This is a genomic window from Myxacorys sp. (assembly GCF_059501405.1).
Genome location: NZ_JCACCM010000205.1, coordinates 1 through 25,207, shown reverse-complemented (window position 1 = coordinate 25,207; position 25,207 = coordinate 1). Strand labels below are relative to the sequence as shown.

Sequence of the window (25,207 nt, the reverse complement as noted above, 5' to 3'; positions counted from 1 at the left end):
TGACTAGTACGCTAACTTAGCCGAGCTTCTCAAACACCTTGAACATCGGCAGATACATCGCAAGCAGGATGCTACCTACCATAATTCCAATGACCAAAATCATGATCGGTTCCATGATGCTTGTTAGTGCTTTGACCGCCTGCTCCACTTCATCTTCATAAAAGTCGGCCACTTTCATCAGCATCTTATCGATTTCTCCTGTTTCCTCCCCAATGCTGATCATTTGGATCGCCATCATTGGAAAGACTTGCTCTTTCTGGAGTGCAATGCTGATCATGCCACCTGTTTGAATCTCTCGACGTGCCTCATCGATCGCATTGGACACAACCTGGTTTCCAGCCGTATCGCGCACAATTTCTAAACACGTCAAAATTGGCACACCAGAGCGAGTTAATGCGCCAAAGGTGCGGCAAAAACGAGCGGTTGCAGTTTTTTGAATCAAATCGCCGAAGAGTGGCATTTTTAAGAAAAAGCGATCCATTGTTTCGCGCCCCACTCGAGTGCTGTAGTAGCGCTTGTAGACAAACATGACGATCGGAACCAGAATTACGATAATGACGGCTTTTGGACTCCGCAAGAACTCGCTGATGTTCAGCATCGCTTGAGTGAAAGCAGGCAAATCCGTTCCAATTTGCTTAAAAATCCCGGCGAAAATAGGAATCAAGAAGATCGTCATGGCTAGAAAAATAATCAGCGCCAGCGACCCAACTACCACGGGATAGGTCATTGCTGACTTAATTTGGTTCTGTAACCGTGCTACATCCTCAAGTAGTTTGGCCAGTCGGTTCAGTACTTCATCCAGTACACCCCCCGTTTCACCCGCTTGAACCATGCTGACATACAGACCATCGAAGCATTGGGGGTGCTTTCTCATGGCATCAGATAGATTGGTTCCTTGCTGAACATCACTACTGATCTCCATCAGCGCCGCTTTTAGTTTAGGATTGGTACACTGCTCAGACAGAACGCCCAATCCTCGCACCATCGCCACACCCGCATTGACCAATACTGCAAACTGACGCGAGAAAACGGCTTTATCTTTTACAGAAACTTTGACCATCGAAGTCTGAAATTTCTTCAGATCTAGACCAGATCCTTTATTTTCTTGAAGCTCCTGCACAAAAAGACCCTGATCCCGCAGAGCTGTTCTTGCATCTCCTAATGACTCGGCCGTCACTTTTTCTTTTCTGGCGTTTCCTTTGGCATCTCGAACACGGGCAACGTAAGTAGGCATAGTCTAGCTCTGAATGAAGAATGAAACGGAAAGCAAGATGTTTAAGTAGCGATCGCTACTTCGGAAAACCTTTTCTTATAGCAAAGGAATAGATCAAAATTAAAATTTTGGTACGAAAGCAATTTTTAATACCTAGAGTGAGAAGAGAATTGGCTTCCGTTGAGTAGTGACACTTTAATTAGAAGCCGATCCTTCATCTGAGTTAACGTTTAACGCCCGCATTAGCAGTGGCTGGAGCTCCTCCAATCAGACGTTGGAGTTCGTCAGGGCGAGACGTTTTAGACATCGCTGCCTCAAAGCTGATAGTTCCAGCCTTGTAGAAATCTGCCAACACTTTTTCTAACGTCTGCATTCCTAACTTCCCGCCCGTCTGAATCGCAGAGTAGACTTGTGCCGTTTTGCCTTCTCGAATGAGGTTAGAGATTGCAGGCGTAACAATCATCATTTCTTGTGCCATCACTCGACCGTACTCTCCTGGTTTCGGATTTTTCTTCGGAACCAACGTTTGGCTAAATACCGCAACGAGCGAGTTAGAAAGCTGTACTCGAACTTGAGTTTGACGTTCAGACGGAAATACGTCGATCATCCGGTCAACGGTTTGAGCCGCAGAACTGGTGTGCAACGTTCCAAATACTAAGTGGCCTGTCTCAGCCGCAGAAATCGCGAGAGAAATTGTTTCTAGGTCACGCATTTCACCCACAAGAATAATATCTGGGTCTTCCCGCAGAGCCGCTTTCAGAGCATTTGCAAAGCTCTTCGTATCTTCTCCCAACTGGCGCTGGTGAACTAAACTTTTGATCGGTTCATACACAAACTCGATCGGATCTTCAACAGTCAGAATATGCTCTGCACGGGTGCGGTTAATCAGGTCAATCATTGCCGCTAAAGTGGTTGTTTTTCCAGATCCTGTAGGACCTGTAACCAGAATTAAGCCTCTCGGTTTTTCTGCCATTTCCCGCACGACATCGGGCAATCCCAACTTCTCAAAATTAGGAATCTTAGAACTGAGTGCGCGTAAACAGGCGGCGTAGGTTCCCCGGTCTTTGTACACATTGACCCGAAAGCGGGCTAATCCTCGGACGCCGTAAGAACAGTCAAGCTCCCAGTTTTGCTCTAAGTTTTTACGCTGCGTGTTGTTTAGCATACTGAAAATGAGCCGCTGACATTCTTCAGCACTCAGTGCTTGGTCATTGATCGGCTTAAGATGTCCGCTAATTCGGAAATAGGGCGGCAATCCAGCTGTCAGGTGTAGGTCAGAGCCACCCATCTCAATGAGTTGCTCCATCAAATCTTCAATCATCAATTCCATGCGGCTCACTCCGTTAGTGCTTAGAAAATAGGGCTTAGAAAAATTTGCTTGGAAGAATTGGGCGATTAGCGCAGAGTGCAATCTGAAAGCATTGCAATGTGAAAGTTGCCACTTCGGAACCTAGTCTGCCCAGCGATCGCTCCGCAAGCTCCAAAGGATCGCTCCGTAAGCTCCAAAGGATCGCTCTACAGACTCTCAAAACAGGAGGTTGCTGAGTGAGAGCAGTAATGTGCGATCTGAACTATCAAAGCGGCTAATCTTGAAAGCGAGGCGTCATGCAGTAGGGACAATCAAGCCATTCTTGATTGAGTTCTGCACTACAGCACCGACAGGTCAGTGAGGTCTTCCGTTTAGCTCTCAGTTCAGCTTCTAAACCTGTATCCGTAAAGGTCACCCGTTCAATTTCCTCTAGTGTGGATAGTCCTTCACGAACTAGATTCATGCTGTAGGCAAGCAAGGTCTGCATTCCTTCTTCGACTGCTGCCTCCTTGATTTGCTCGGTGGGCGCTCCTTGGTTGATCAGGGTTTGTAAGCGTTCGGTTACTCGCATCACTTCATAGACGCCTAACCGTCCTTTGTATCCGACTCCAGCGCATTTCTCGCAAAGCTGATTCCTCGCGCGTGCTTCCTGAATTTCGTGGGCGTGCAGCGTATTGGCTTTGTAGAGGGTTAACTGACTATCGCGAGAACTGGTTAAGCCAAATCGAGACAGTTCTTCTGAACTAGGAGTGTAGGACACGCGGCATTGATCGCAGACGCGGCGCACAAGACGCTGAGCGACAACACCCACCAAAGCACCCGAAACCATGAAGGGTTCAACCCCCATTTCGTCAAGACGCGCGATCGCACCCGCCGCATCGTTCGTGTGTAAGGTGGTTAACACTAGGTGTCCGGTTAATGCCGCTTCGATCGCCGTTTTCGCCGTTTCCTTGTCGCGCGTCTCACCAACTAGAATCACGTCCGGATCTTGTCGCAGGAAAGCTCTCAAGATCGCCGCGAAATCCATTCCCTTCTCCCGAATCACCTGCACCTGAGTCAGACCGGGCAAGGAATACTCAATCGGATCTTCGGCAGTGCTGATATTGACGCCGGGATCGTTGCGTTCTGCTAAGGCTGAGTAGAGCGTCGTTGTTTTACCAGACCCCGTCGGACCTGTAACCAGAATCAGCCCGAAGGGACGCTTCACCATATCTTGAACGGTTTCGAGAGAGGCGCGATCGGTGATCAGCTTATCAAGACCTAGTTGAGTTGAGGAATTATCGAGAATTCGGAGAACGACTTTCTCGCCATAGCGACTCGGCAAAGTATTTACCCGAAAATCGACCTTGCGACCGTCGTAGATGCGCCGAATCCGGCCGTCTTGCGGCACTCGGCGTTCTGCGATGTCAAGTTGCGAGATGATTTTGAAGCGGGCAATGACAGCAGGAATAATTTTCTTGGGAAAGGGATCAAACGCTTCTCGCAACACACCATCTTTGCGAAAGCGAATGCGGAGAAATTCTTCTTGTGGCTCGACGTGAATATCAGAAACGCCCATCTGAAGGGCTTTGATCAGAACTTTATTGACCAACGCGATAATGGGAGCCGCGTCCGCATCGGCAGAGGCGTCTAAGTCAACCTCGTTATCGCTATCGTCTGCTTCTCCGAGCGCTTCTAACCCCTCTAAATCCGATTTGACATCGACTCTCGACTGCTCTTCTAGCTGGCGATCGCGGGCGATGCGATCGTCGAGATAGCTCGACATCAGCCGTTGATAGTCTTCTAGAGTGATGACCAGTCGCTGCAACCCCAAGCCTTTTGGACGCAAAATTCGATTCAACTCGTCTTGGGCTGCAAGATTGTCTGGATCAACCATTGCCACCAATAAGAAAGGCGGCTGAGAATCCCCTTGCGCTAGAGGAACCAAGTTGTAGCGACGGCACAGTTCGATCGGAATAAGGTTATCAATCAGTTGACCAACTTGATTCTCAGAAACTTGATTAATCTCCGGATCGAGCGACTCTACCCCATAGAGGATTTTGAGTTCAAACAGTTGTTGCTTCTTATACTGCCGCAGCAAATCTGGAGGAAGCTGCTGTCCAGTTAATGCCTCTAAAACGGCTGTAAGTGGTCTTCCTGACTTCCGGCTATCAATGAGCGCTTGGTGCATTTGCTCATTGTTGACATATCCAGATTGAATCAGTTGATTTCCAAAGTGAGAAAAATTGTTTTGAACGACAAGCGCTCGTCGCTGAGAAGAGAAGTTAGTCATAGCTGATGAACGAAGGATGTCCTCGTAGGTGAATATTCCCTAAAAGGTTTGAAAAGACTCGTTTACCAGCAGAATTGAATTCACCAGAACTTTAAGAAGGCTCTCCGTAGTACGGTCTAGTCATCGGTAACATCTCTGAAACGCCATATGGCACTGTCCTTTGCAAAGCAACCTGACTTCGAGTTGCACTAGGTCAAAATGTTGCCAGCAGGATATGATGCTTAACGGCTTGATTCAGACGGTAGCGACTTGAGACAATTCGCTAGGATAAGTAGAAGAATTAGCCAAAGCTGGCGTTGTTTACAGGGGATTAGCGCAACAATGATCGAGGAAGAAAAGCAAGTAGACTCCACTCAACCCTCTCCAGAAGCGTCTGGACTAGATGAGGGTCAAGCAACCACGGTTGAGACGACCACAGAATCCGCAGATGCTTCTGCTGGGACGCAGCCTGAAAGCACGTCTCAAGAAACCGTTGCTTCCGCCGAAACGGATGATACCGATTATGAAGCCGCGTTTATGGAACTTCGCTCGAACTATGCGGCTAAAGAGCGAGAGATAGAAGCTCTCAAGGTGCAGTCTGAAGACCGCAATAGCCAATATATGAGAATTGCGGCGGATTTCGAGAATTTTCGGAGACGCACTCAGAAAGAGAAAGAAGATCTGGAACAGCAGATTAAGTGCAACACCGTGAATGAGTTGCTGCCGGTCGTAGATAACTTTGAGCGAGCGCGATCGCACATTAAACCCCAAACTGACGCAGAAATGGGCATTCACAAGAGCTACCAAGGCGTTTACAAAGACATGGTTGACCGCCTCAAAAAAATTGGCGTCGCTCCCATGCGAGCAGAAGGCAAGGAGTTTGACCCGAACCTGCATGAAGCCGTGATGCGAGAACCGACCAACGAATATGCAGAAGGCACGGTGGTGGAAGAACTCGTGCGGGGATACATGCTCGGCGATCGCGTGTTGCGCCATGCGATGGTCAAAGTCGCCGCTCCTACAGAAGAGACGTCAGCGGCTGAGCCAGAACTTGATGCCTAAATGACTGCTCCGCTCTGCGGGGCTACGAGAAGATGCGGCGATTCTATGTGATTTCACGCAAGAAGGTAGGGAGTATAACGAACACTGGCGGTGAAAACGTTATGAAAAATCTGAATAGGGGAACCTTCGGATTAAGCAATTAGTTTACGGAGCTTACTTACGTATAGCTAATTTGCTGATGTTTACGTTACATCGTATTGCAGTTCACCCGCGTATCTTCTATCGCCGCAAGCTATGGGAAAAGTCATTGGTATCGACTTAGGCACGACCAACAGTTGTGTTGCTGTTCTGGAGGGCGGTCAACCCGTTATTATTGCCAACTCTGAAGGGGGACGGACAACTCCCAGTATTGTAGGGTTTGGTAAAGCGGGCGAGCGACTTGTTGGTCAGCTTGCCAAGCGTCAAGCTGTCACCAATGCAGAGAATACTGTTTTTAGTATCAAACGCTTTATTGGACGGCGTTGGGAAGATACCGAGATCGAGCGATCGCGGGTTCCCTACAACTGTGTCAGGGGCAAAGACGATACCGTTGATGTTCAGATTCGAGGACGCCACTACACGCCTCAAGAAATTTCAGCGATGGTCCTGCAAAAGCTGAAGCAGGACGCTGAAAACTATTTGGGCGAACCTGTGACGCAAGCGGTAATCACCGTTCCAGCCTACTTTAGCGATGCTCAGCGTCAAGCCACTAAAGATGCTGGAACGATCGCTGGATTAGAAGTCCTGCGGATCATCAACGAACCCACAGCCGCTGCCTTAGCCTATGGATTAGAGAAGCAAGATCAAGATCAATGCGTTCTGGTGTTCGACTTGGGAGGAGGAACGTTTGATGTTTCTATCCTTCAGTTGGGAGACGGTGTTTTTGAAGTCAAAGCAACGTCCGGGAATAACCATTTGGGCGGCGACGACTTTGATGCCTGTCTCGTGCAGTGGATGAGTGACGCTTTCAAGCAGCAGGAAGGCGTTGATTTAGCCAGCGACAAAATGGCCCTACAACGGCTGCGAGAGGCAGCAGAGAAAGCCAAAATTGAACTATCTGGAACGCTCAGTACCACCATTAATCTGCCGTTTATCACAGCAGATGAGACCGGACCCAAACACTTAGAAGCAGAGTTGACTCGCGCCAAATTTGAAGAGTTGGTGGGCAAGTTGATTCAGGCAACGCTCGACCCGATGGAGCAGGCCCTGAAAGACGCCGCTCTAACAACCGAAGATATCGATCGCATCATTTTGGTCGGCGGTTCGACTCGAATTCCAGGCGTTCAAGACGCGCTGCGAACCTTTTTTAATGGCAGAACGCCCGATCGCTCTGTCAATCCAGATGAAGCGGTAGCATTAGGTGCTGCCATTCAAGCGGGTGTGTTGGGGGGAGAAGTCAAAGACTTGCTGCTGCTAGATGTAACGCCCCTCTCACTCGGAATCGAGACCTTGGGAGAGGTGTTTACCCGAATCATGGATCGCAATACCACGATTCCAACCAGCAAAACTCAGGTGTTCTCAACCGCAACGGATGGGCAAACGTCGGTTGAAATTCATGCCTTGCAGGGTGAGCGGGCAATGGCAAGAGATAATAAGAGTCTTGGCAAGTTTCAGTTAACCGGAATTCCGCCTGCGCCAAGGGGGATACCGCAAATTGAAGTGTCGTTTGAGATCGATGCGAACGGAATTCTCAAAGTCTCGGCGCGAGACAAGGGAACCGGACGTGCTCAAGGCATTGAGATTAGTAACACGGGCGGTTTAAGCACCAGTGAGATTGAGCGGATGCGTCAAGAGTCTGAGCTTTATGCCGATGAAGACGAACGGCGCAAGCGGCTAGTCGAACTGAAGAACCAGGCAGATACGCTGTTCTACAGTTACGAGACCACAATGCGCGACAACTCCGAATTCATCAACAATGAGCTTAAAGTGCAGGCAAACGAAAAAGTTGCAGGACTTAAAGCCGCGATCGCCGATCCAAAAATCAGCATTGAGGACATGAAAGAACGTCTCGATGCCCTTCAGCAGACTCTGTTTACGATCGGATCGGCCGTGTATCAGGGTGTCGGGTCTGATGGCGCAACCGCCACTTCAAAATCACAAGCCGCGTTTGATGACGAAACTCTATCTGCAGAATCTGCCCATCTCGACTTTGAAGAAGATGCAACCGTGACCGCAGATTATGAGGCAGTTGATTAAATGAGAATGTTAGGGTATTAGATATAGGGTTGTTTGGGAAAGTTTACTGAGCCTTCAACCCCAAACTCCCGACCCTTTAGCCCCCTTACCCCCACTTAGCAGCAGTCTATGGCTCGTGACTTTTACGAAATTCTCGGCGTTTCGCGAGATGCAGATAAAGAAGACCTCAAGCAAGCTTACCGTCGCTTAGCTCGTAAGTATCACCCCGATGTCAATAAAGAAGAGGGTGCAGAGGATCGGTTTAAAGAAATTAATCGCGCCTATGAAGTGCTGTCTGAACCCGAAACTCGCGCTCAGTACGATCGCTTTGGCGAAGCAGGCATTGGTGCGGGTGCGGGCTTCCAAGACTTCGGAGATATGGGCGGCTTTGCCGATATCTTTGAAAGTTTCTTTAGCGGCTTTTCGGGCGGCGCACCCGGCACTCAAACTCGGCGGCGCGGTGGCCCCGTGCGCGGGGATGATCTGAGGCTCGATCTGAAGCTTGATTTTCGAGAAGCCGTGTTTGGGGGCGAAAAAGAAATTCGGATTAGTCACTTAGAGACCTGTGCTACGTGTAGTGGAAGCGGGGCAAAACCGGGAACTCGTCCTCGCACCTGTTCGACCTGTACAGGTTCAGGTCAGGTTCGCCGCGCTACCCGCACCCCGTTTGGCAGTTTTACTCAAGTTTCAGTCTGTCCCACCTGTAACGGGACGGGACAAGTGATTGAAGATAAGTGCGAAGTGTGTGGCGGCAACGGACAACGCCAAGAAACGAAGAAACTGAAGATCTCAATCCCAGCGGGGGTTGATAATGGAACTCGGCTTCGGGTTTCGGGCGAAGGCGATGCGGGACAACGGAGTGGTCCTCCAGGGGATTTGTATGTTTATCTGTTCATCAACGATGATCCTGAGTTTCGTCGGGAGGGAATCAACGTTCTGTCGGATGTGAAAATCAGTTATTTGCAAGCCATCCTTGGATCTCGCATCGAGGTGAACACGGTAGACGGGGCAGAAGAACTGACGATCCCGGCGGGAACGCAGCCAAATACGGTTTTAACGTTAGAGAATAAAGGCGTTCCTAAGTTGGGCAATCCGGTCAGTCGCGGCAATCATCTGATTACTGTGTCGGTTGATATCCCAACCAAAGTAGGGACGGAAGAGCGGGAATTGCTTGAGAAATTGGCAAAGATTCGCGGCGATCGCATCGGTAAAGGCGGGGTTGAAGGCTTTATTGGAAAGATATTCGGCGGATGAGTACTTCAAATTCAACTCCTGACGCGCAAATGGATTTGCGAGGCACCCCTTGCCCGATCAATTTTGTGCGAACCAAGCTCAAGCTAGAACAGATGGCCTCCGGCTCACTGCTAGAAGTGTGGCTCGATCCGGGAGAACCGATCGAGCAAGTTCCTGACAGTTTGGCGATGGAAGGCTATCAGATTGAGAGCATTGACGATCGCAAAGAGTTCTTTGCGATCAAAGTGCGTTGCTAAGCCTCACCCCTGGTCAATCTATGAGTTTTGAGGCAGAAGACGTTAGTAAGGTTCTTGCCGAGGATCAACACCCGCTCTCAGAGCCGTTTGAGGGAACCGTTCTAGCTGTTCAAGCGAATTACTATTGGGTGCGGCTGGCGAGCGATCAGGCAGCCCCTAGTTCGATGCTGTTATGTACTCGACGAACGCGCTTGAAGAAGATCGGACAGCGCGTAATCGTGGGCGATCGCGTTTATGTCGAAGAACCCGATTGGGCAGGAGGACGGGGAGCCATTTCGCAGGTCGCGTCGAGGCAATCGGAATTAGATCGCCCTCCAATCGCGAATGTTGACCAAATTCTGCTCGTGTTTGCGCTTGCCGAACCCACAATCGAACCCTATCAACTCAGTCGATTTTTGGTAAAAGCAGAATCGACTGGGCTAGAGGTGTGTCTCTGCCTCAGCAAAAGCGATCTGGCAGCCGTGAGTGAGCAAGAGCAGTGGCGCGATCGCTTATCGAGTTGGGGCTATGAAGCGACCTTCATTAGCGTCCGCAAAGGGATAGGAGTGACAGAATTAGCTCAGCGCTTGAGCCAGAAGATTACCGTTGCCTCCGGTCCGTCGGGCGTTGGCAAGTCTAGTTTGATTAATCAGCTGATTCCTGACGTTGATTTACGAGTGAATGCGGTTTCTGGAAAACTGGCCCGGGGTCGCCACACAACTCGACACGTTGAATTGTTTGAACTGCCCATGGGCGGTTTCCTTGCCGACACCCCCGGATTTAATCAACCAGATCTGTTTGTTGCGCCACAAGATCTGGCGGGTTACTTTCCGGAAATCAGGCACAAATTGGCCGAGGCGACCTGTCAGTTTAACGATTGCTGGCATCGCGACGAGCCGGGATGCGTCGTGCGCGGAGAGTGGGAGCGCTATGAACATTACTTAGACTTTTTAGATGACGCGATCGCTTATCAAACTAACCTAAACCAACAGAGCGATCGAGATGAGGTGCTGAAGCTTAAGACTAAACGCAAGGGAACGCAGTATGAAGCGCGATTAGACCCCAAAAAGTATCGTCAGGAGTCGCGGCGATCGCAACAACAGTCTCTTCAGAAACTAACCGATGATATGCAAAGCCTGATGGAAAATGAAGACAACGAAGACTGAATTTGTCCTAAATCAGCTAAAGCACTCTAGGGTCAAGAGGGTAGGAAAAATTCAAGAGGACATAGAAAATGGGATATTCTACAACATCCCATTCTGCTTTTATTTATTTGCTGAAGGAGTAGTCGGTTGCTCGGCGGTACGCGGATATTGCACGTCCACAAAGCCTAATTCAAGCAGCTGTTGGTAGGATTTCTTGCCCAAATCGCGCGTTGGTTGCTGACTTCGGATGATTTGAACGAGTAGCGGAACTGCTAATTCCGGTTGATTCATGGCACGATGCACTAATGCCAATTGGTACGTCGCCTGATCCCGCATTTGAGCCGTTTCTAGCGCTTTCTTGCGCTGGCTATCTGCCACCCGAATATCAATTCCAGAAAAGCTAGTGGCGAGTTCTTGGTAGAAGTTAGACAACTGATTGTAGACTTGACGAGCATCTTGCAGTTTCTTCATCGCTAACGGGTAGTTTTGGGCAGAAACTGCTCGCTCGGCATCGCTCATCAGGCGTTGTCCGCCCTGCAAGCTTAAAAGAGTGTTTGTTTGCGACAGAGGACGTGAACCACTAGGGTCATTGGGATCGATCGGTTGTGCCTGATTCGCACCCGACGGCAGTTTCGGCGTTTGGGCGCTAACCGATTGAGTTAGCACCAGACTCAGGATTGAAAGTGCAATCAAGCCTGAAGTACGAAGGTGACGAACAGTTCCAGAATCAATCATGAAAACTAGACCGTATTTCAGTAGTGGGTAATTAAACTTCAGGTATCTTATCACTAGCTAAAACACTTCTGAAATTGAATCGTTAATCTTACCAAATTAAAGAGCTAATTCTTTCTTCAAACCCAAATTCAAAGTTTTGATGTCAGCACTATTGAAGTATCACGCATCTACCGCGTATTCGTAGATCATTCTCTAACTTCCATCATCAGACAGCCTTCGCTCTTAGCTAGTTTCAATTCTCAATCGCGCTTTCGGGAACAAATAGAATGTTGTGGCTGTCATTAATAAGCACCAACAAACCTATTCATCATACAGTCTTGGATTTTCAATGCATTGCTAGAAGATCGAGCAGTTTTTGCTGAGCAAGATTTTGATTTAGCATTCTAAGAACTTTGCGATCGCTGTTAATTATTTGGATTGTGATCGCAACGATCGCAAGATAGCTTTTTTGTTAGGTTGAAATTTAGTTTTGTGCGGTCTCTCTTTCGAGCGCTTCCTCAACCGCTTGAAAGGGATTTATTCAACCGTTAGTTAAAAACCGTGAAGGAGAGATGGCTGTTGAAAATCAAACACTCTTGTGCAGACTAAACTGGTGGGGAGCGTGTACGTAGGACGCTGAGCCATAGACCGCTATCTAGAGAATTGCTATGACCAATCAGCCGACGCCAGAAAATGGAGCAGGAAATGCCAAGATTTCAGCAGAAAATCGAGGTAGCATCCTTCAGCGAGGAGGCGAAGAACTATTACTCGAAAAAGTGGACGATCGCTTTGCCGTAAATGCGACCTCGAAGGAAGCCGCTTGGGATTTGGCAAACCATTTTCCGGCAGAACGAAAGGTGGGAATGGCTCCGCCCAAATTGACAGAATTCATGGTCGATCCGGCGCAATCAGATCAGGTGATGCAAGAGATTCGTGCTTTGGATCAGGTGAATTATGCAAGCCATATTTATCAATTTAAAGATAATCCCGGCTCTCAGGTGTATCTGACTAATCAGATTACAATTCAGTTTGCGCCTCAAGTCAACGCCGACACGATCGCGGCGATCTCACAAGAATTTGGTTTAGAGCAAGTCAAACCAATTTCTAGTATTCCGAATACTTTTGTCTTTCAACTCACCGCTAGCGCCACCGAAAATCCGGTCAAGATCGCCAATCGCCTAATTACTCGGCAAGGTATTCTCACGGTCGAGCCGAACATTATTGTGCGTCAGCAATCGCACTACCGCCCCCAAGACTCCCTGTATTCAAAGCAATGGTATCTCAATCACAGCGGCGGCTCTGATTTGGCATCCGGGTCTCATGTGTTTGCAGAACAAGCCTGGGAAATGACGCGGGGCAGTCGCGCGATCGCGGTGGCAATTATGGATGATGGCGTTGATCTCAATCATCCCGATTTCCAAGGACTCGGTAAAATTGTTGCGCCGCGAGACTTTAAGGGAAAAGATTTTCTCCCCACTCCTGATGAAACAAATGAAGACCACGGTACGGCTTGCGCAGGCGTTGCCGTGGCAGAAGAAAACGGCTATGGCGTCGTTGGGGCGGCTCCTGAGTGCGCCTTGATGCCGATTCGCACAACTGGTTTTTTAGATGATGAGACGATCGAGGAATTGTTCGGTTGGGCAGCCGATCGAGGCGCATCGGTGATTTCGTGTAGTTGGGGTCCGAGCGCGGTTTACTATCCGCCGTCTCTGAGACAAAAAGCGGCCATTACTCGTGCTGCCACCGCCGGACGAGACGGAAAAGGCTGCGTGATCGTTTTCGCGGCTGGTAACGCCAACCGTCCGACCAATGGGACGGTGAATGAATCCGGTTGGCAGAACAACGCGATTAGCGGAGCCACAAAGTGGTTGGGCGGCTTTACGGCACATCCTGACGTGATTGCTGTTTCTGCTTGCACCAGTTTGAACAAGAAAGCGGCATACAGCAACTGGGGCGCGGAGATTTCGGTCTGTGCACCCAGCAATAACGCGCCTCCAGGGTTAGGATTACCGAATTTAGGGTACGTTTACACGCCGCCGCAAATTCGGGTTCCACTGCGGGGATTAGGCGTGTTTACAGCCGACCGCGTTGAGGATAGAGGCTACGATCGCACGAACTTTACCTCTGGTTTTGGCGGAACGTCCAGTGCCTGTCCGCTCGTGGCGGGAGTCGCGGCGTTAGTGCTTTCTGCCAATCCAGAGTTAACCGCGCAGGAGGTTCGACAAATCTTGCAGCAAACAGCAGATAAAATCATTGATACGGATGCTGATCCACAGTTAGGGTTACGCAAAGGAACATACGAATCCAATGGTCGCTGTGATTGGTTTGGGTATGGTAAGGTTAACGCTGCAAAAGCCGTTCAAGCGGCAGTGCAACGGCGATCGCCACTATCGTCAACTCGCTCGGTTTCAGCCCAAGTTTTAACTCCAACTGCCATTCCCGATAGTAATGCTAGCGGGTTGATTAGCGTTCTTCAAATCAATGATTCGGCAACCATCCGTGACATTCAAATCAGTGTAGGAATTGATCACACCTACCTTGGAGATATTGAAGTCAGCTTAATCTCTCCAGTAGGAACGGTCATCTTGTTGCAAGGTCGGACATTGGGACGAAGAACTCAACTGCAAGCGGTCTATACTGTGCAGACGACACCGACGCTGAGACGATTGTTAGGACAAAGCGCTGGCGGGCGCTGGCAGTTGCGAGTTGTCGATGTGATCGCGAACGATACCGGAACCCTCAATTTTTGGAAACTGACCTTGGGCGTGTGAGCTAATTCTATCAACCCGCTCGATCAAGAGTGAACAGCGATCGTTTGCTTGGAACAAACCGCACCGTGGTGCACCGGAACTTCGATCACAAACTCTGTACCCTGTCCTAGTGTAGAGTTGCAGTACAGCTTACCTTGGTGGCGTTCGTTGACAATTTGATAGCTAATCGAGAGTCCTAAGCCTGTTCCTTTTCCGATGGATTTTGTTGTAAAAAACGGGTCAAACAGTTTTGCTTTAACCGATTCAGGAATGCCAGATCCAGTGTCTGCAATCGAGATTCTGATCCACTCTGCATCGAGGCGAGTCGTTCGGATTGTAATTTGAGGTGACGCAGGTTGCTCAGTTTTGAGAGCAGCGTCTTCTAGCGCATCGATCGCATTTGCCAAGAGATTCATAAAGACCTGATTGAGTTGTCCCGGATAGCACTCAATCTTTGGCAGTTCGCCATACTCTTTTAGGACTTCAATGGTGGGATGGTTATCTTTAGATTTGAGCCGATGCTGAAGAATGAGTAGCGTACTATCAATTCCTTCATGGACATCTGCTTGTTTGTATTCTGCTTCATCTAGCCGCGAGAAATTCCGTAGACTGAGAACAATCTCACGAATCCGCTGCGTACCAATTTCCATCGACTGGAGAACCTTACTGAAATCCTCAGTCAGAAACTCTAGGTCAATTTCCTCAATTTTGGCGCGAATGACCGTTGGCGGAGCGGAAACATGGTGTTGGTACAGTTCGACGAGATTCAGTAAGTCCCCGGCGTACTGGCGAACATAACTGAGATTGCCGTGAATAAATCCAACCGGATTGTTGATTTCATGGGCAATCCCAGCGACCATTTGCCCTAATCCTGACATTTTTTCAGTTTGAATCAGTTGCGCTTGCATTTGACTCAATTCTCGCAGTGTTGTTTCGAGTTGTTCTGCTTGATGTTTCAGTTGAATTTCTGAGAATTGCAGCGCTTCGGTATTGTGCTGAATTTGTCCTGCCATGCGGTCGAATGCACCAGAAATCTGCGCCAATTCGTCTGAGCCTTGCAGTTTAACTCGCGTGGTCAACTTCCCTTGGGCAAGACGATTGCTGCCTAAGACCAGTCGCCTTGCCCGTCGCGTGACGATCTGATCAAACAAAAATCCGACGAGAATGCATAACAAGATCAGCACGCCAATGGTCTGCACCGACTGTTGTTGAGCATCTACGATCGCACGCTGTTCCAATTTCGTCAGATCGTAGTCTATTAGAAGTACGCCAATGTTGTCTGAGCGGAGTTGCCCTGGTTTGGGTGGCAGCAGCACTGGATAGATTGCCGTAATGCCCATGCGATGGCGGTTGAGAGCAACTTTTCCCGCTCGCTGCTGGCGCACTTGGGCGACGACAGAAGCGGTGTCTGCTAAAGGTGTATCTTGTAGTAATCGGTTGCGTAGTTCATAACGATTAGAATTTTGAACTCGATCAAATTCATCACACAACACGATTAGTTTAAGATGAACATCTCCAGTGAGACGACTAATGAGCAAAGAAGCCCCCTCGGACCGCTCCTCTTTAACCTCTGCTCTACGGTAAACATACTCTAGGAGTTGAGCCGTTGCAGTGGCAGTTTGTTTTGCCCGTTGGGTTAAGTAGTCTTCTGCCCGCTCATGAGAGATTGAAACTTGGCGATACAAAGAGAACCCTCCTGCAATACATCCCACAAGTAAGAGCGTTACCGGAATCGTTAACCGCAGAGGCAGGGGAAATGCTTTCATAAAAATTGATCAATCATTCAATTTAGTCGAGATGTTGTGCTAATTTGATCCCTTCGTTCTGCTTCGTGGAGAGCGTAATAAAAACAGAATGATGGAAGATCATAAATTATTTAGGATTGCGCGTGGCTCCGCGCAGCGCGGAGCCACGCGTGAGGCAGAAGTTCCATTAACTTTCCTTTACTAGCTGATCGCTGATCAGCTGATCAATGGGCGCAACCTTTTTTAGCAGCTTGTTTTTCAGCATGACTTGACCTAAACGTTTCGTATTTTCGATCAAAGAAGGTTCGGTCTTGTTTAGCAGCTTGATGTTGGTTTGGCGATCGGGAATGGTCAGTAATTTGAGTGACTCTATGAATTGCTCAGGCGTAATTTGTTCGCGTTGCGCCATTTTGCGGGCGGCGTCTTGAGGCTGTTGCTGCTGATAGTCTAGGGCGCGAAACCAACCCTCAATCAACGCTTTCATGGTGCGTTCACGATTGGCAAGGACATCTTTGCGGGTGACTAAGACATCAATAATTTCACCTGGAATTTGAGAACTATCGAATAGGACTTTGGCTCCCGTTTTGATCAGATTTGATCGCACAGGCTCGAAGGTAATCACCGCGTCGACTACGTTTTGCTTGTAAGCCTGTTCGTGTTCGGAAACGCCTAAGCTTGAAATCTTTAGAGTGTCGAGCGAAAGCCCTAACTTATCGAGCGATCGCGCCAACATGTATCCGCCTAACGCGCTAGATTCAACTCCAACTTTCTTGCCTTTGAGGTCGTTTGGGGTTTGAATCTCTGGTTTTGCTAAGAAAACATCCCCGCCGTTAGAGAAGTCGGTCACGAGGACAACTTGAATGTCTGGGTTTGTCTCGGCTAAAGATAACACTTCATCCATCGTGAAGGCTGCTACGTCGAGGTCACCATTGCGGAGCGCTTGACTGATTTCTGTTGAAGATGGATAGTCGTGTAGTTCGATCGGTTGCCCTTGGTAGTAACCAAGCTCTCTGGCTAAGAATAAAGGCTCAAAACCAGGCCATACGTTTGCTCCGACGCGAATGGGAGTTTCAGGTTGTTGAGCGCAACTAATCAAAATCGACAACAGACAGGCGATCAGTGCTAATGGCGTAAACGTTGAGGGGCGAGCAATCCAGTTTGCGAGTCCGAAGCGATGACGTTTCATAACGACCTGAAACCAAGGTACTGTGACAGAGTGCCCGGAGTGTTCCAAGGAATTCACATAAGCGTTCTTCTAGGAAGGATTTGCTCACTTCTTGGCGTCAAAACCTCGACTTCAAAATCTTGACTTCAAAACCTCTGACATCACGTTAGATCGTGCCTTCTGTTATTCTCAGAGTGCTTGATGATTAGGGAGATAGATATGCAGGATGAATCACTCAACGCTACTCGCACCGAGACGGATAGCATGGGCGCGATCGCAGTTCCATCGCGGGCTTATTGGGGCGCACAAACGCAGCGATCGCTGCTCTATTTTGCGATTGGTCAGGACACAATGCCGACCGAATTGATTCGCGCCTTTGGCATCCTTAAAAAAGCAGCAGCCACAGTGAATCAAGCCCTTGGAAAATTACCCTCAGATAAAGCAACGGTGTTGATTCAAGCGGCAGATGAAGTGATCGCAGGTAAATTAGACGATCAGTTTCCGTTAAGCGTATGGCAGACGGGAAGCGGAACTCAAACCAATATGAACGCCAATGAGGTAATTTCTAATCGAGCTATCGCGATCGCGGGTGGTGTGATAGGCAGTAAAGAACCGATTCATCCAAATGATCACGTCAATATGTCTCAATCATCTAACGACACGTTTCCAACGGCGATGCATATTGCATCTGTTGAAGTGATTCATCACCGACTGATTCCGATGATCAAGAAACTGCGCGATGCGTTACATCAGAAATCAACTGAGTTTGAAACGATGATTAAAATTGGTCGGACTCATTTGATGGATGCTGTTCCATTAACGTTAGGACAAGAATTTTCGGGCTACGTCGCTCAACTCGATCAAGCATTAGACCGAATTGAAGCAAGTCTGTCAGGATTGTACCAACTAGCGATCGGGGGGACAGCCGTGGGAACTGGACTCAATACTCATCCGGAATTTGCAGAACGAACGGCGGCTGAAATTTCAACTCTAACAGGATTACCGTTTGTCAGCGCTCCCAATAAGTTTGCAGCGCTGGCAGCACACGATGCGATCGTGGCAACAAGTGGGGCGATCAAAACCCTCGCCTGCGCTTTAATGAAGATTGCCAATGATTTGCGCTGGATGGGTTCGGGGCCACGCTGTGGCTTGGGCGAACTGGTTTTGCCCGCTAACGAACCCGGATCCTCGATCATGCCGGGCAAAGTGAACCCAACTCAGTGCGAAGCGATGACAATGGTCTGTGTGCAAGTGTTGGGAAATGATACCGCGATCGCAATTGCTGGCACTCAAGGAAACTTTGAACTAAACGTATTTAAACCTGTTCTCATCCATAACCTTTTACATTCTGTTCGCATTCTTTCTGATGCTTGTTCTTCGTTTACCGATCATATGATCGTTGGCATTGAACCGAATCGCGAGCAGATTCAACATTTTCTTGAAAATTCACTGATGTTAGTGACGGCATTAAATCCCCACATTGGCTACGATCGCGCCGCTCAAGTTGCCAAGAAAGCTCACCGGGAAGGAACTACATTAAAAGCAGCGTGCATCGCGCTCGGCTTTCTCAGTGCAGAAGAATTTGATGCGATCGTGCGTCCAGAAAACATGATTAGCCCATAGGATGAACATCTTCTCCCATTAAAAAAGCCCCTCTCCAAGTGATTGCAAGAGGGGCAGATCAGCACTAATTTAGCAAACCTAATTTATGTCTTACGCGATCGCGAACAGGTTTCGCACCGCGTACTTGGAATTGTACTGATCACTGGTCATCAGCCGAATCATTCCAGCAACTTCTGCACGAGTGGCAGGCAGCTTTGGATTGAGCGCTTCTAAGTTAGGGTAATTGAGAATCCAGCCTCGTTGGGTTGCCCGTGCGATTCCGGGTCTCGCGTAATCACTAATTTTAGCCGCGTCAATGTATTTATTGAGCAGGGCAAGATTTGGTGTGCCAATGCCCGTGTTACGAGACGCTAACGACGTGATCGCGTCTTGGCGAGAAATCGATTCATTCGGCTTAAACGTGCCGTTGGGAAACCCCGATAAGTAACCCGCTTGATGCGCTTGGCGAATTGCCTTAAACGCCCAGTGACTTGCCGGAACGTCTGAGAACACAATGGCGGGACGTGTAGGAGCAGGATTAAATACGCGAACAATCAAAGCGCTAAATTCTGCTCTTGTCATAAACTTGTCGGGGTGGAAGAGGTTGTTGCCGTCTCCGCTTACTTTTCCGTCTTGAGCCAAGGAATCGATCAACGCAACTGCCCAGTGACCTTTGATATCTGAAAACATGTAAATACTCCTTGATGGAATGCGGTGTTCTGCAAGAGATAGAACGGAGTTAGATTAGATGAAACCGTTATGCGATAACCGTTCTGCCGTTCTATCCTGTGTTGTTATAGGATTCAGGGTTATGCGTCGCCGTTCCAGATTTTCGGGATTACCCATGTGGGTGATATTGATGCAGCAATATTAAAAAAGCGATTCCTCAGAGATTGACACTCCAAGGAATCGCTTCTTTTTATTTACTCGCGCTTACTTTTGCAAACGGCTCGGTGCTTGATAGTAAATCTTTGATCCGGTATCTGAAATGAAATGGCACGCCCCATAGGAGCGGAAGAAACTCTTCCAAATCGGCTCATTTGACTTACGATAGTACGCTCCCAAAACAGGTTTGATCGCTTTGGTTGCTGTCTTGAGATGGTAGTGAGGCATGTTTGAGAAAATGTGATGAGCTACATGAGTGCCAATGTTATGGTGAATGGAATTGAACACGCCATAGTCTCGATCGATGGTAGACAATGCACCTTTTAGGAAATACCAATCATCACCGCGATACCAAGGAATATCCTCTTCTGTGTGATGGAGAAATGTCACTAAGTCCAACCAAACGACAAATCCGATGTAACCCATCAGATAATATTTCACGAAAAACAACAGCCCATACTGCGCCGTCAGAACTCCCAGAAAGCCAATCATCATACTCCAGCAAACCGTGCTGGTGATCACTTCGTTGCGTTCAGACGGCTTAAAGAGCGGACTGGTCGGCATAAAATGCGATCCCTTCTTACCGGACGAACGACGAAATAGATAAATCGGATACGCCAGGAGCGGTAGGTGAAAGCGGAACAACTTCTCATACCAAGGCATCTGCTCGTATTTGGATTGGACGATGGGATACCAGCTTTCATCGGTTTCAATATTGCCTGTGTTGGCGTGATGCGTTCGATGGCTAATGCGCCAACCGTGATAGGGCACAAGAATGGGCGTATGAGACAGATGCCCAATCAGATTGTTTAACCACTTGTGCTTTGAGAATGAACCGTGTCCGCAATCATGTCCTACGACAAAAAGCGCCCAAAACATCGTGCCTTGAGCGAACCAGAAAATTGGAAAAAACCAGCCAGTATTGAGATAAGCGGCGGCTGCATACAGTGCAGCGATGATGCCAATATCAAGAAAGAAATAAGACAGCGATCGCGCGGTAGAAGGTTCAAAACAAACGTTTGGAATAGCGGCTCGAACGTCTTTCAGTGTGAATGGTAGATCCTGAACTCGTGAATGGGAGCCTACACCAGATGAAACAGATGGAACAGGTTGAACTTGCACTTATTTTCTTGTTCTTGTCAGATTAACAAAACGTAACTTGGACATTCTACCTTTAGGAGGTGGTATCTATCACAATGCACGTTCTAGAAATCTACGCAAGTGGCGCGATCGCAAAAAGCGTGACGAAGCCGATCTTTAACTCTGGCAAAGCTTTCATCAGAAGCTGAAGCAATATTTGCCTGGAGGCATGAGAAGCAAGCGCTCTTTGTTGCACTGTTCTCTACGTGTGAACTTGGATGCGATCGCGTAGATTCTTTGTTCTCATGATGAGATGTTAAGTTCCCATCGCGTGATCCTTTGTTCCCATGATGGGATGAAAGTAACGATCGCATGATCCTTCGTTCCCATCCCGTGATCTTCGTTTCCACCTTGGGATCTTAGGTACGATCGCATGATCCTTCGTTCCCATCCCGTGATCTTTCGTTCCCACCTTGGGATCTTAGGTACGATCGCGTGATCCTTCGTTCCCATCCCATGATCTTCGTTCCCATCCCGTGATCCTTCGTTCCCACCTTGGGATGTAAGTAACGAGCGCGTGTTTCTGAGTTCCCATTTGTTGCTAAACAGCAGTTGCTTTTATACCGACGGTAGTGTTTGCCTGCATCCATTTAGTTCATCCTTAGTCATTTCGTCACGCAAATACAAGGAGACTTCATGCAACAGATCCCTCGCGACAAAGCCTTGGATAGCACGCTGGCACTGCTGCTAGATGGCTACCTATTCATTCCCAAAAGGTGTCAACGCTATCAATCGGATATCTTTCAAGCCCGACTCCTGTTCCAGCCATCCATCTGCATGACTGGACAAGAGGCAGCCAAACTGTTTTACGATACCGAGCGGTTCGAGCGAAAAGATGCCAATCCTGAACCCTTGAAGAAGACATTGCTCGGTGAAGGTAGTGTGCAAGGATTAGATGGTGATGCCCATCGACGCCGCAAGCAGATGTTCATGTCGCTGATGACCCGCGAGAGCATTCAGCAGCTAGCCGCTTTAACAACCGAACAATGGCACGCTTACAGCAAAAAATGGGAAACAATGGACAAGGTTGTACTCCTCTATGAGGTGCGGGAAATCCTATGCCGCGCTGTGTGCCAGTGGACTGGCGTTCCGCTTGAGGAGGGAGAAGTCAAACAACGGACAAACGAACTGGCGGCATTGTTTGAGGGAGGAGGATCTGCCGGGTTACGGCACTTGCGGGGAAGGATCGCTCGTCAGCAAACCGAAAAATGGATCGAAGATATCATCGAAAACGTGCGTAGCCAGGCTCTAGAAGTCGCTGAAGGGAGTCCGGTTCACGCGATCGCGTGGCACAGAGACCTAAACGAAGAACTGCTAAATAAGCGGACAGCCGCCATAGAGCTGATTAACCTGCTGCGACCGACCGTTGCGATCGGGCAATTTGTGGTTTTCTCGGCACTGGCGCTGCATGACTATCCAGACTGTCAGCAGACGCTTCAGCAGGGCGACGACAAGGATATTGAGCGATTTGTGCAAGAGGTTCGTCGGTTCTATCCCTTCTTCCCGCTGATCGCCGCGCGTGTGCGGCAGGACTTCGACTGGAATGGCTACCACTTCCCTAAAAAGACAAGAGTGTTTCTAGACCTGTATGGCACGAACCACGATGCCCGGTTGTGGGAGAACCCGAATGAATTTCAGCCAGAACGGTTCCGCGATTGGGATGGAAGCCCCTTTAATTTCATTCCCCAAGGGGGAGGCGATTACCAAGTGGGGCATCGCTGCGCGGGTGAATGGATCACGATAGAACTGATGAAAGCCTCGGTAAAGTTCTTGACTCAATCGATACAGTATGATGTGCCCGAACAGGATTTGCGCATCAGTCTATCGCGAATACCCGCCATTCCAAACAGTCGTTTTGTCATTCGCAACGTCCGACGAACAGACTGATACTGCGCTTTGACGGCAGCGATGACCCGCAGGAGAACTTGCTTGGCAAACCACAGAACTCCCGCGCTTAAATTAAATGCCAACGGCTGATAAGATTCGCTCAGGAATTGATTTAATTGATGAGTGCCTTAAAATCACTCATCAAGTCCTAGCGTTCTCTACGAGATCACCCATGTTTATCGACTACATCACATTGATGCTGATCAATTTGGCAGCCGGACTTTCTCTTCTGTCGGCTTACGTGTATCGAGGACTAGATGAGCCCATTCAAAAACGATGGGTTCCCGGATTTGGCGTGGTCGGTGCGATCGCGTTGGTTACGGGCTTGCACATGGTTTTTACCTGGGCAGTTCCGGGCAGTTACAACATCGCATTTGGAGAAACGTCTGTCCTGTTTGGAATTCTGTTTGTAGGGACAGCGTGGGCATTAGCGGTGGGTTGGGAGTTAATCACGCTTGCCGCCTATGGATTTTTTGCAGGCTTAGCAGCAACGATAATTGGTGTTCGCATCATCAACTTAGGACTAACCCAAACGCCTCTTGTTACAGGTGTCGCGTTTATTTTGACAGGGTTAGGAGGCATTTTTGCGGCTCCAACGCTGCATTGGAAATCAACGCGATCGCTTAGAACCGTTGGAGCGATCGTTTTAGGTCTAGCGGCGCTTATCTTTACCGTCATTGCCCTCAGAGCCTACTGGTCACACCTAGAAGGATTCTCGAACTGGAAGCCATTACCGATGCGAGGAGTCACTCCGTCAACAGGATCGCCGTAGGCTTAATTCGCCATCCGCGACTCTGGAAAAGTTTTGAAATCAACGCCAACTTTTTGAGCATCAACGGTGCCTTGAGCATCAATGGTGAAGGTTTGAAGCGGGCTACTCCCCCAGTGCTACTAAACAAGCGCTGCTAAAGATGGGATTTGCTCGTGTGCGTCAACTCAAATCCCTAAACTACTACAATGTATCTGTCTTAACTTTTCATCCCTCATCCGTCCTCCCTCATCCCTTCTTCTCTAGGAGCCTCCTTTCATGAACGTCTTTGGCATCGGCTTACCAGAAATGGTGCTAATCATGGTCGTCGCCCTGCTGGTGTTTGGCCCCAAAAAACTACCAGAAATTGGCAAAAGCATGGGAAAAGCCATTCGGAGCTTTCAGGATGCGTCTAAAGAATTTGAGTCAGAATTTCAGCGAGAAGCAGATCAATTAAAGAGATCTACTCCCCAAACGATGGAGGCGACTCTAGAAACTCCTGAGAAACCTAGTCTTTCACCAGCTAACGCAACGAGTGAAGAGGTGGTTGAAGAGGCTGTGACCAATACCACCGAGAAAGAAGGCTAGTTTGACCTGACGTATGAGCGACGATACGCCCTCTAAGCTAGTCATTCCGCAACTCATTGTAGGACTGGGCAACCCAGGAACGAAATATGAGCAGACCCGGCATAACGTCGGGTTTATGGCGATCGCGAAACTCGCGAAAGTTTGGCAAATCAACCTGTCCGAAAATAAGAAGTTTCAAGGCTTATTTGGTGAAGGCATGGGTCCGACGGGAAAAATTCGCCTACTCCAGCCGACCACCTATATGAATAATTCGGGACAGGCAATTCGCGCCGTGATCGATTGGTATAAACTGCCGAGCGAGTCGGTGATGGTGGTTTACGACGACATGGATTTGCCCGTCGGCAAACTGCGGCTGCGACTGTCTGGTTCAGCAGGCGGGCAAAACGGCATGAAATCTGCGATCGCGCACCTCGGCACGCAGACCTTTCCCCGGTTGCGAATCGGCATTGGTAGCCCTAAATCTACTCCGGGTGACAACGCTGTTTCTCATGTCCTCGGCACTTTTGCCCCATCCGAAAAACCGATCATCGAAGACGTTTTAGACTTAACTGTGAGCGCGATCGAAGTCAGCCTCAAGCAGGGGGTTGAAAAAGCGATGAGTCTTTACAACAATCGTAGTGTCGAATAAAAACCTAAATTCAAGCACTTCTAGATTTAAGTATTGTGTCTAAGCGCCTTCCTGAAACGACTGCTCATGTCCGCATCTTTCGCCAGTCCTGGCAACAGGGCGAAATTGAGGGCGAAGTGATCGCTAATCAGTATGAATGGCAATTTCGCTGGCTGTTTCGCTGCGGTCAGTTGGTCATTCATCCATCGCTAGGGCGGGCCTTAATTAAGGAACCGTTGGGGCGATTTTTAGAAGCAAAGGACTATCAATTGGAACCGGGCGGGGATTATTCGTTTACAATCCGGGCAGACTTGTAAACGAATAATCCCTGCTCTTTAACTGGCACACTCAAGATATTAAAACTGAGGCCCTTTCCCTGAAAGGATTCCAGAAATTGTTGGTTCACTTGAACTAAAGAATAGCAATTCTCAATTGAATCGCTATGAAGCTGATTGCTTCGTCGTTAATAGTCAATGTGCCAGTGGAAAGGGCGGAATGTCGGATACAAAACTCTAGGTTCTATTCTATTTGCAGTCCTTAGGATCCTTGCAAAAATAACTTTCTTTGGGAGAGGGATGTTTCGCATCCCTCTCCCAAAGAAAGTTATAGGTCTTAATTCTGTAACTATTGCGCTCAATCGCAAGATCACAAGTTTTTGTAAATAGAGAGAAACGTGAAGCTTAGAAAGACTTCTGCTCTCGATTCCATGTCATGACCAAACAGCGTTACACTTAATGTATTAGATACACTTTTGAGAAATCAAAATTTTATTT

General features: G+C 48.6%; 20 protein-coding genes. 12 read left to right on the top strand and 8 right to left on the bottom strand.

Going from position 1 to position 25,207, the window contains the following annotated elements; genetic code table 11:
- Positions 1–16 precede the first annotated feature (16 nt).
- From AC5I6P_RS29360 to AC5I6P_RS29350, 3 genes are all read right to left on the bottom strand, one after another.
- Positions 17–1,234, bottom strand: a complete 1,218-nt coding sequence (locus tag AC5I6P_RS29360; RefSeq protein ID WP_495697325.1) for a type II secretion system F family protein — start codon at positions 1,232–1,234, stop codon at positions 17–19.
- Between the two features lie 202 nt (positions 1,235–1,436).
- Positions 1,437–2,543: a type IV pilus twitching motility protein PilT gene (locus tag AC5I6P_RS29355; protein ID WP_495697324.1), complete on the bottom strand. Its 1,107-nt coding sequence runs from the start codon at positions 2,541–2,543 to the stop codon at positions 1,437–1,439.
- A gap of 253 nt (positions 2,544–2,796) precedes the next feature.
- A complete protein-coding gene (locus AC5I6P_RS29350) occupies positions 2,797–4,794 on the bottom strand; it encodes a GspE/PulE family protein (RefSeq protein WP_495697323.1) in 1,998 nt (665 codons plus the stop codon).
- 321 nt (positions 4,795–5,115) lie between these two features.
- Between AC5I6P_RS29350 and grpE the strand changes: the two genes are divergently transcribed.
- From grpE to rsgA, 5 genes are all read left to right on the top strand, one after another.
- Positions 5,116–5,835, top strand: a complete 720-nt coding sequence (gene grpE / locus AC5I6P_RS29345) for a nucleotide exchange factor GrpE (RefSeq protein WP_495697322.1) — start codon at positions 5,116–5,118, stop codon at positions 5,833–5,835.
- Between the two features lie 234 nt (positions 5,836–6,069).
- Positions 6,070–8,010 carry a molecular chaperone DnaK gene (dnaK, locus tag AC5I6P_RS29340; RefSeq protein WP_495697321.1) on the top strand — a complete coding sequence of 647 codons (1,941 nt, stop codon included), beginning with the start codon at positions 6,070–6,072 and terminating at the stop codon, positions 8,008–8,010.
- Between the two features lie 108 nt (positions 8,011–8,118).
- Complete coding sequence (gene dnaJ / locus AC5I6P_RS29335; protein ID WP_495697320.1) at positions 8,119–9,243, top strand: molecular chaperone DnaJ; 1,125 nt, start codon at positions 8,119–8,121, stop codon at positions 9,241–9,243.
- Positions 9,240–9,479 (top strand): sulfurtransferase TusA family protein, encoded by a 240-nt coding sequence (locus AC5I6P_RS29330; RefSeq protein WP_495697319.1) that lies wholly within the window; start codon positions 9,240–9,242, stop codon positions 9,477–9,479. Before dnaJ ends, AC5I6P_RS29330 begins: the two co-directional genes overlap by 4 nt.
- A gap of 20 nt (positions 9,480–9,499) precedes the next feature.
- Positions 9,500–10,624: a small ribosomal subunit biogenesis GTPase RsgA gene (gene rsgA, locus AC5I6P_RS29325; protein ID WP_495697318.1), complete on the top strand. Its 1,125-nt coding sequence runs from the start codon at positions 9,500–9,502 to the stop codon at positions 10,622–10,624.
- A 99-nt stretch (positions 10,625–10,723) separates the two neighbouring features.
- Here rsgA and AC5I6P_RS29320 read toward each other — a convergent pair whose 3' ends face one another.
- Positions 10,724–11,338 carry a hypothetical protein gene (locus AC5I6P_RS29320; protein ID WP_495697317.1) on the bottom strand — a complete coding sequence of 205 codons (615 nt, stop codon included), beginning with the start codon at positions 11,336–11,338 and terminating at the stop codon, positions 10,724–10,726.
- A 647-nt stretch (positions 11,339–11,985) separates the two neighbouring features.
- Here AC5I6P_RS29320 and AC5I6P_RS29315 point away from each other — a divergent pair.
- Entirely contained in the window at positions 11,986–14,088 is a 2,103-nt protein-coding gene (locus AC5I6P_RS29315) for a S8 family serine peptidase (RefSeq protein ID WP_495697316.1), read from the top strand.
- A gap of 23 nt (positions 14,089–14,111) precedes the next feature.
- Here the strand turns inward: AC5I6P_RS29315 and AC5I6P_RS29310 are convergent, their stop codons facing one another.
- Together AC5I6P_RS29310 and AC5I6P_RS29305 are read right to left on the bottom strand one after the other, a co-directional pair.
- Entirely contained in the window at positions 14,112–15,833 is a 1,722-nt protein-coding gene (locus tag AC5I6P_RS29310; RefSeq protein ID WP_495697315.1) for a sensor histidine kinase, read from the bottom strand.
- A 166-nt stretch (positions 15,834–15,999) separates the two neighbouring features.
- Positions 16,000–16,998, bottom strand: a complete 999-nt coding sequence (locus tag AC5I6P_RS29305; RefSeq protein WP_495697314.1) for an ABC transporter substrate-binding protein — start codon at positions 16,996–16,998, stop codon at positions 16,000–16,002.
- Positions 16,999–17,196: 198 nt separating this feature from the next.
- Between AC5I6P_RS29305 and fumC the strand changes: the two genes are divergently transcribed.
- Positions 17,197–18,600, top strand: coding sequence for a class II fumarate hydratase (gene fumC, locus AC5I6P_RS29300; protein ID WP_495697313.1), 1,404 nt, complete (start codon positions 17,197–17,199; stop codon positions 18,598–18,600).
- 90 nt (positions 18,601–18,690) lie between these two features.
- On the opposite strand, the gene AC5I6P_RS29295 is transcribed toward fumC, so the two are convergent.
- Together AC5I6P_RS29295 and AC5I6P_RS29290 are read right to left on the bottom strand one after the other, a co-directional pair.
- Positions 18,691–19,269 (bottom strand): S-layer homology domain-containing protein, encoded by a 579-nt coding sequence (locus tag AC5I6P_RS29295; protein WP_495697312.1) that lies wholly within the window; start codon positions 19,267–19,269, stop codon positions 18,691–18,693.
- Positions 19,270–19,512: 243 nt separating this feature from the next.
- Positions 19,513–20,586 carry a fatty acid desaturase gene (locus AC5I6P_RS29290; protein WP_495697311.1) on the bottom strand — a complete coding sequence of 358 codons (1,074 nt, stop codon included), beginning with the start codon at positions 20,584–20,586 and terminating at the stop codon, positions 19,513–19,515.
- Positions 20,587–21,240: 654 nt separating this feature from the next.
- Between AC5I6P_RS29290 and cypC the strand changes: the two genes are divergently transcribed.
- The 5 genes from cypC (at position 21,241) to AC5I6P_RS29265 (ending at position 24,751) form a co-directional block, all read left to right on the top strand.
- The gene (gene cypC, locus AC5I6P_RS29285) at positions 21,241–22,491 is read left to right on the top strand and encodes a CYP152 family fatty-acid peroxygenase CypC (RefSeq protein ID WP_495697310.1); all 1,251 of its coding nucleotides are present in this window, start codon (positions 21,241–21,243) and stop codon (positions 22,489–22,491) included.
- A 172-nt stretch (positions 22,492–22,663) separates the two neighbouring features.
- Entirely contained in the window at positions 22,664–23,263 is a 600-nt protein-coding gene (locus AC5I6P_RS29280; RefSeq protein WP_495697309.1) for a DUF981 family protein, read from the top strand.
- 255 nt (positions 23,264–23,518) lie between these two features.
- Complete coding sequence (locus AC5I6P_RS29275; protein ID WP_495697308.1) at positions 23,519–23,827, top strand: TatA/E family twin arginine-targeting protein translocase; 309 nt, start codon at positions 23,519–23,521, stop codon at positions 23,825–23,827.
- Positions 23,828–23,840: 13 nt separating this feature from the next.
- Entirely contained in the window at positions 23,841–24,455 is a 615-nt protein-coding gene (pth, locus tag AC5I6P_RS29270; protein WP_495697307.1) for an aminoacyl-tRNA hydrolase, read from the top strand.
- Between the two features lie 35 nt (positions 24,456–24,490).
- Positions 24,491–24,751 (top strand): DUF3146 family protein, encoded by a 261-nt coding sequence (locus AC5I6P_RS29265; RefSeq protein WP_495697306.1) that lies wholly within the window; start codon positions 24,491–24,493, stop codon positions 24,749–24,751.
- Positions 24,752–25,207 lie beyond the last annotated feature (456 nt).

Excerpts from the sequence above, each read along its gene's own strand:
- AC5I6P_RS29295 (WP_495697312.1), bottom strand. The coding sequence starts at position 19,269 with ATGTTTTCAGATATCAAAGGTCACTGGGCAGTTGCGTTGATCGATTCC.
- AC5I6P_RS29320 (WP_495697317.1), bottom strand. The coding sequence starts at position 11,338 with ATGATTGATTCTGGAACTGTTCGTCACCTTCGTACTTCAGGCTTGATT.
- AC5I6P_RS29315 (WP_495697316.1), top strand. The coding sequence starts at position 11,986 with ATGACCAATCAGCCGACGCCAGAAAATGGAGCAGGAAATGCCAAGATT.
- grpE (WP_495697322.1), top strand. The coding sequence starts at position 5,116 with ATGATCGAGGAAGAAAAGCAAGTAGACTCCACTCAACCCTCTCCAGAA.
- AC5I6P_RS29310 (WP_495697315.1), bottom strand. The coding sequence starts at position 15,833 with ATGAAAGCATTTCCCCTGCCTCTGCGGTTAACGATTCCGGTAACGCTC.
- pth (WP_495697307.1), top strand. The coding sequence starts at position 23,841 with ATGAGCGACGATACGCCCTCTAAGCTAGTCATTCCGCAACTCATTGTA.
- AC5I6P_RS29305 (WP_495697314.1), bottom strand. The coding sequence starts at position 16,998 with ATGAAACGTCATCGCTTCGGACTCGCAAACTGGATTGCTCGCCCCTCA.
- rsgA (WP_495697318.1), top strand. The coding sequence starts at position 9,500 with ATGAGTTTTGAGGCAGAAGACGTTAGTAAGGTTCTTGCCGAGGATCAA.
- AC5I6P_RS29275 (WP_495697308.1), top strand. The coding sequence starts at position 23,519 with ATGAACGTCTTTGGCATCGGCTTACCAGAAATGGTGCTAATCATGGTC.
- fumC (WP_495697313.1), top strand. The coding sequence starts at position 17,197 with ATGCAGGATGAATCACTCAACGCTACTCGCACCGAGACGGATAGCATG.
- AC5I6P_RS29330 (WP_495697319.1), top strand. The coding sequence starts at position 9,240 with ATGAGTACTTCAAATTCAACTCCTGACGCGCAAATGGATTTGCGAGGC.
- AC5I6P_RS29350 (WP_495697323.1), bottom strand. The coding sequence starts at position 4,794 with ATGACTAACTTCTCTTCTCAGCGACGAGCGCTTGTCGTTCAAAACAAT.
- cypC (WP_495697310.1), top strand. The coding sequence starts at position 21,241 with ATGCAACAGATCCCTCGCGACAAAGCCTTGGATAGCACGCTGGCACTG.
- dnaJ (WP_495697320.1), top strand. The coding sequence starts at position 8,119 with ATGGCTCGTGACTTTTACGAAATTCTCGGCGTTTCGCGAGATGCAGAT.
- AC5I6P_RS29355 (WP_495697324.1), bottom strand. The coding sequence starts at position 2,543 with ATGGAATTGATGATTGAAGATTTGATGGAGCAACTCATTGAGATGGGT.
- AC5I6P_RS29360 (WP_495697325.1), bottom strand. The coding sequence starts at position 1,234 with ATGCCTACTTACGTTGCCCGTGTTCGAGATGCCAAAGGAAACGCCAGA.
- dnaK (WP_495697321.1), top strand. The coding sequence starts at position 6,070 with ATGGGAAAAGTCATTGGTATCGACTTAGGCACGACCAACAGTTGTGTT.
- AC5I6P_RS29280 (WP_495697309.1), top strand. The coding sequence starts at position 22,664 with ATGTTTATCGACTACATCACATTGATGCTGATCAATTTGGCAGCCGGA.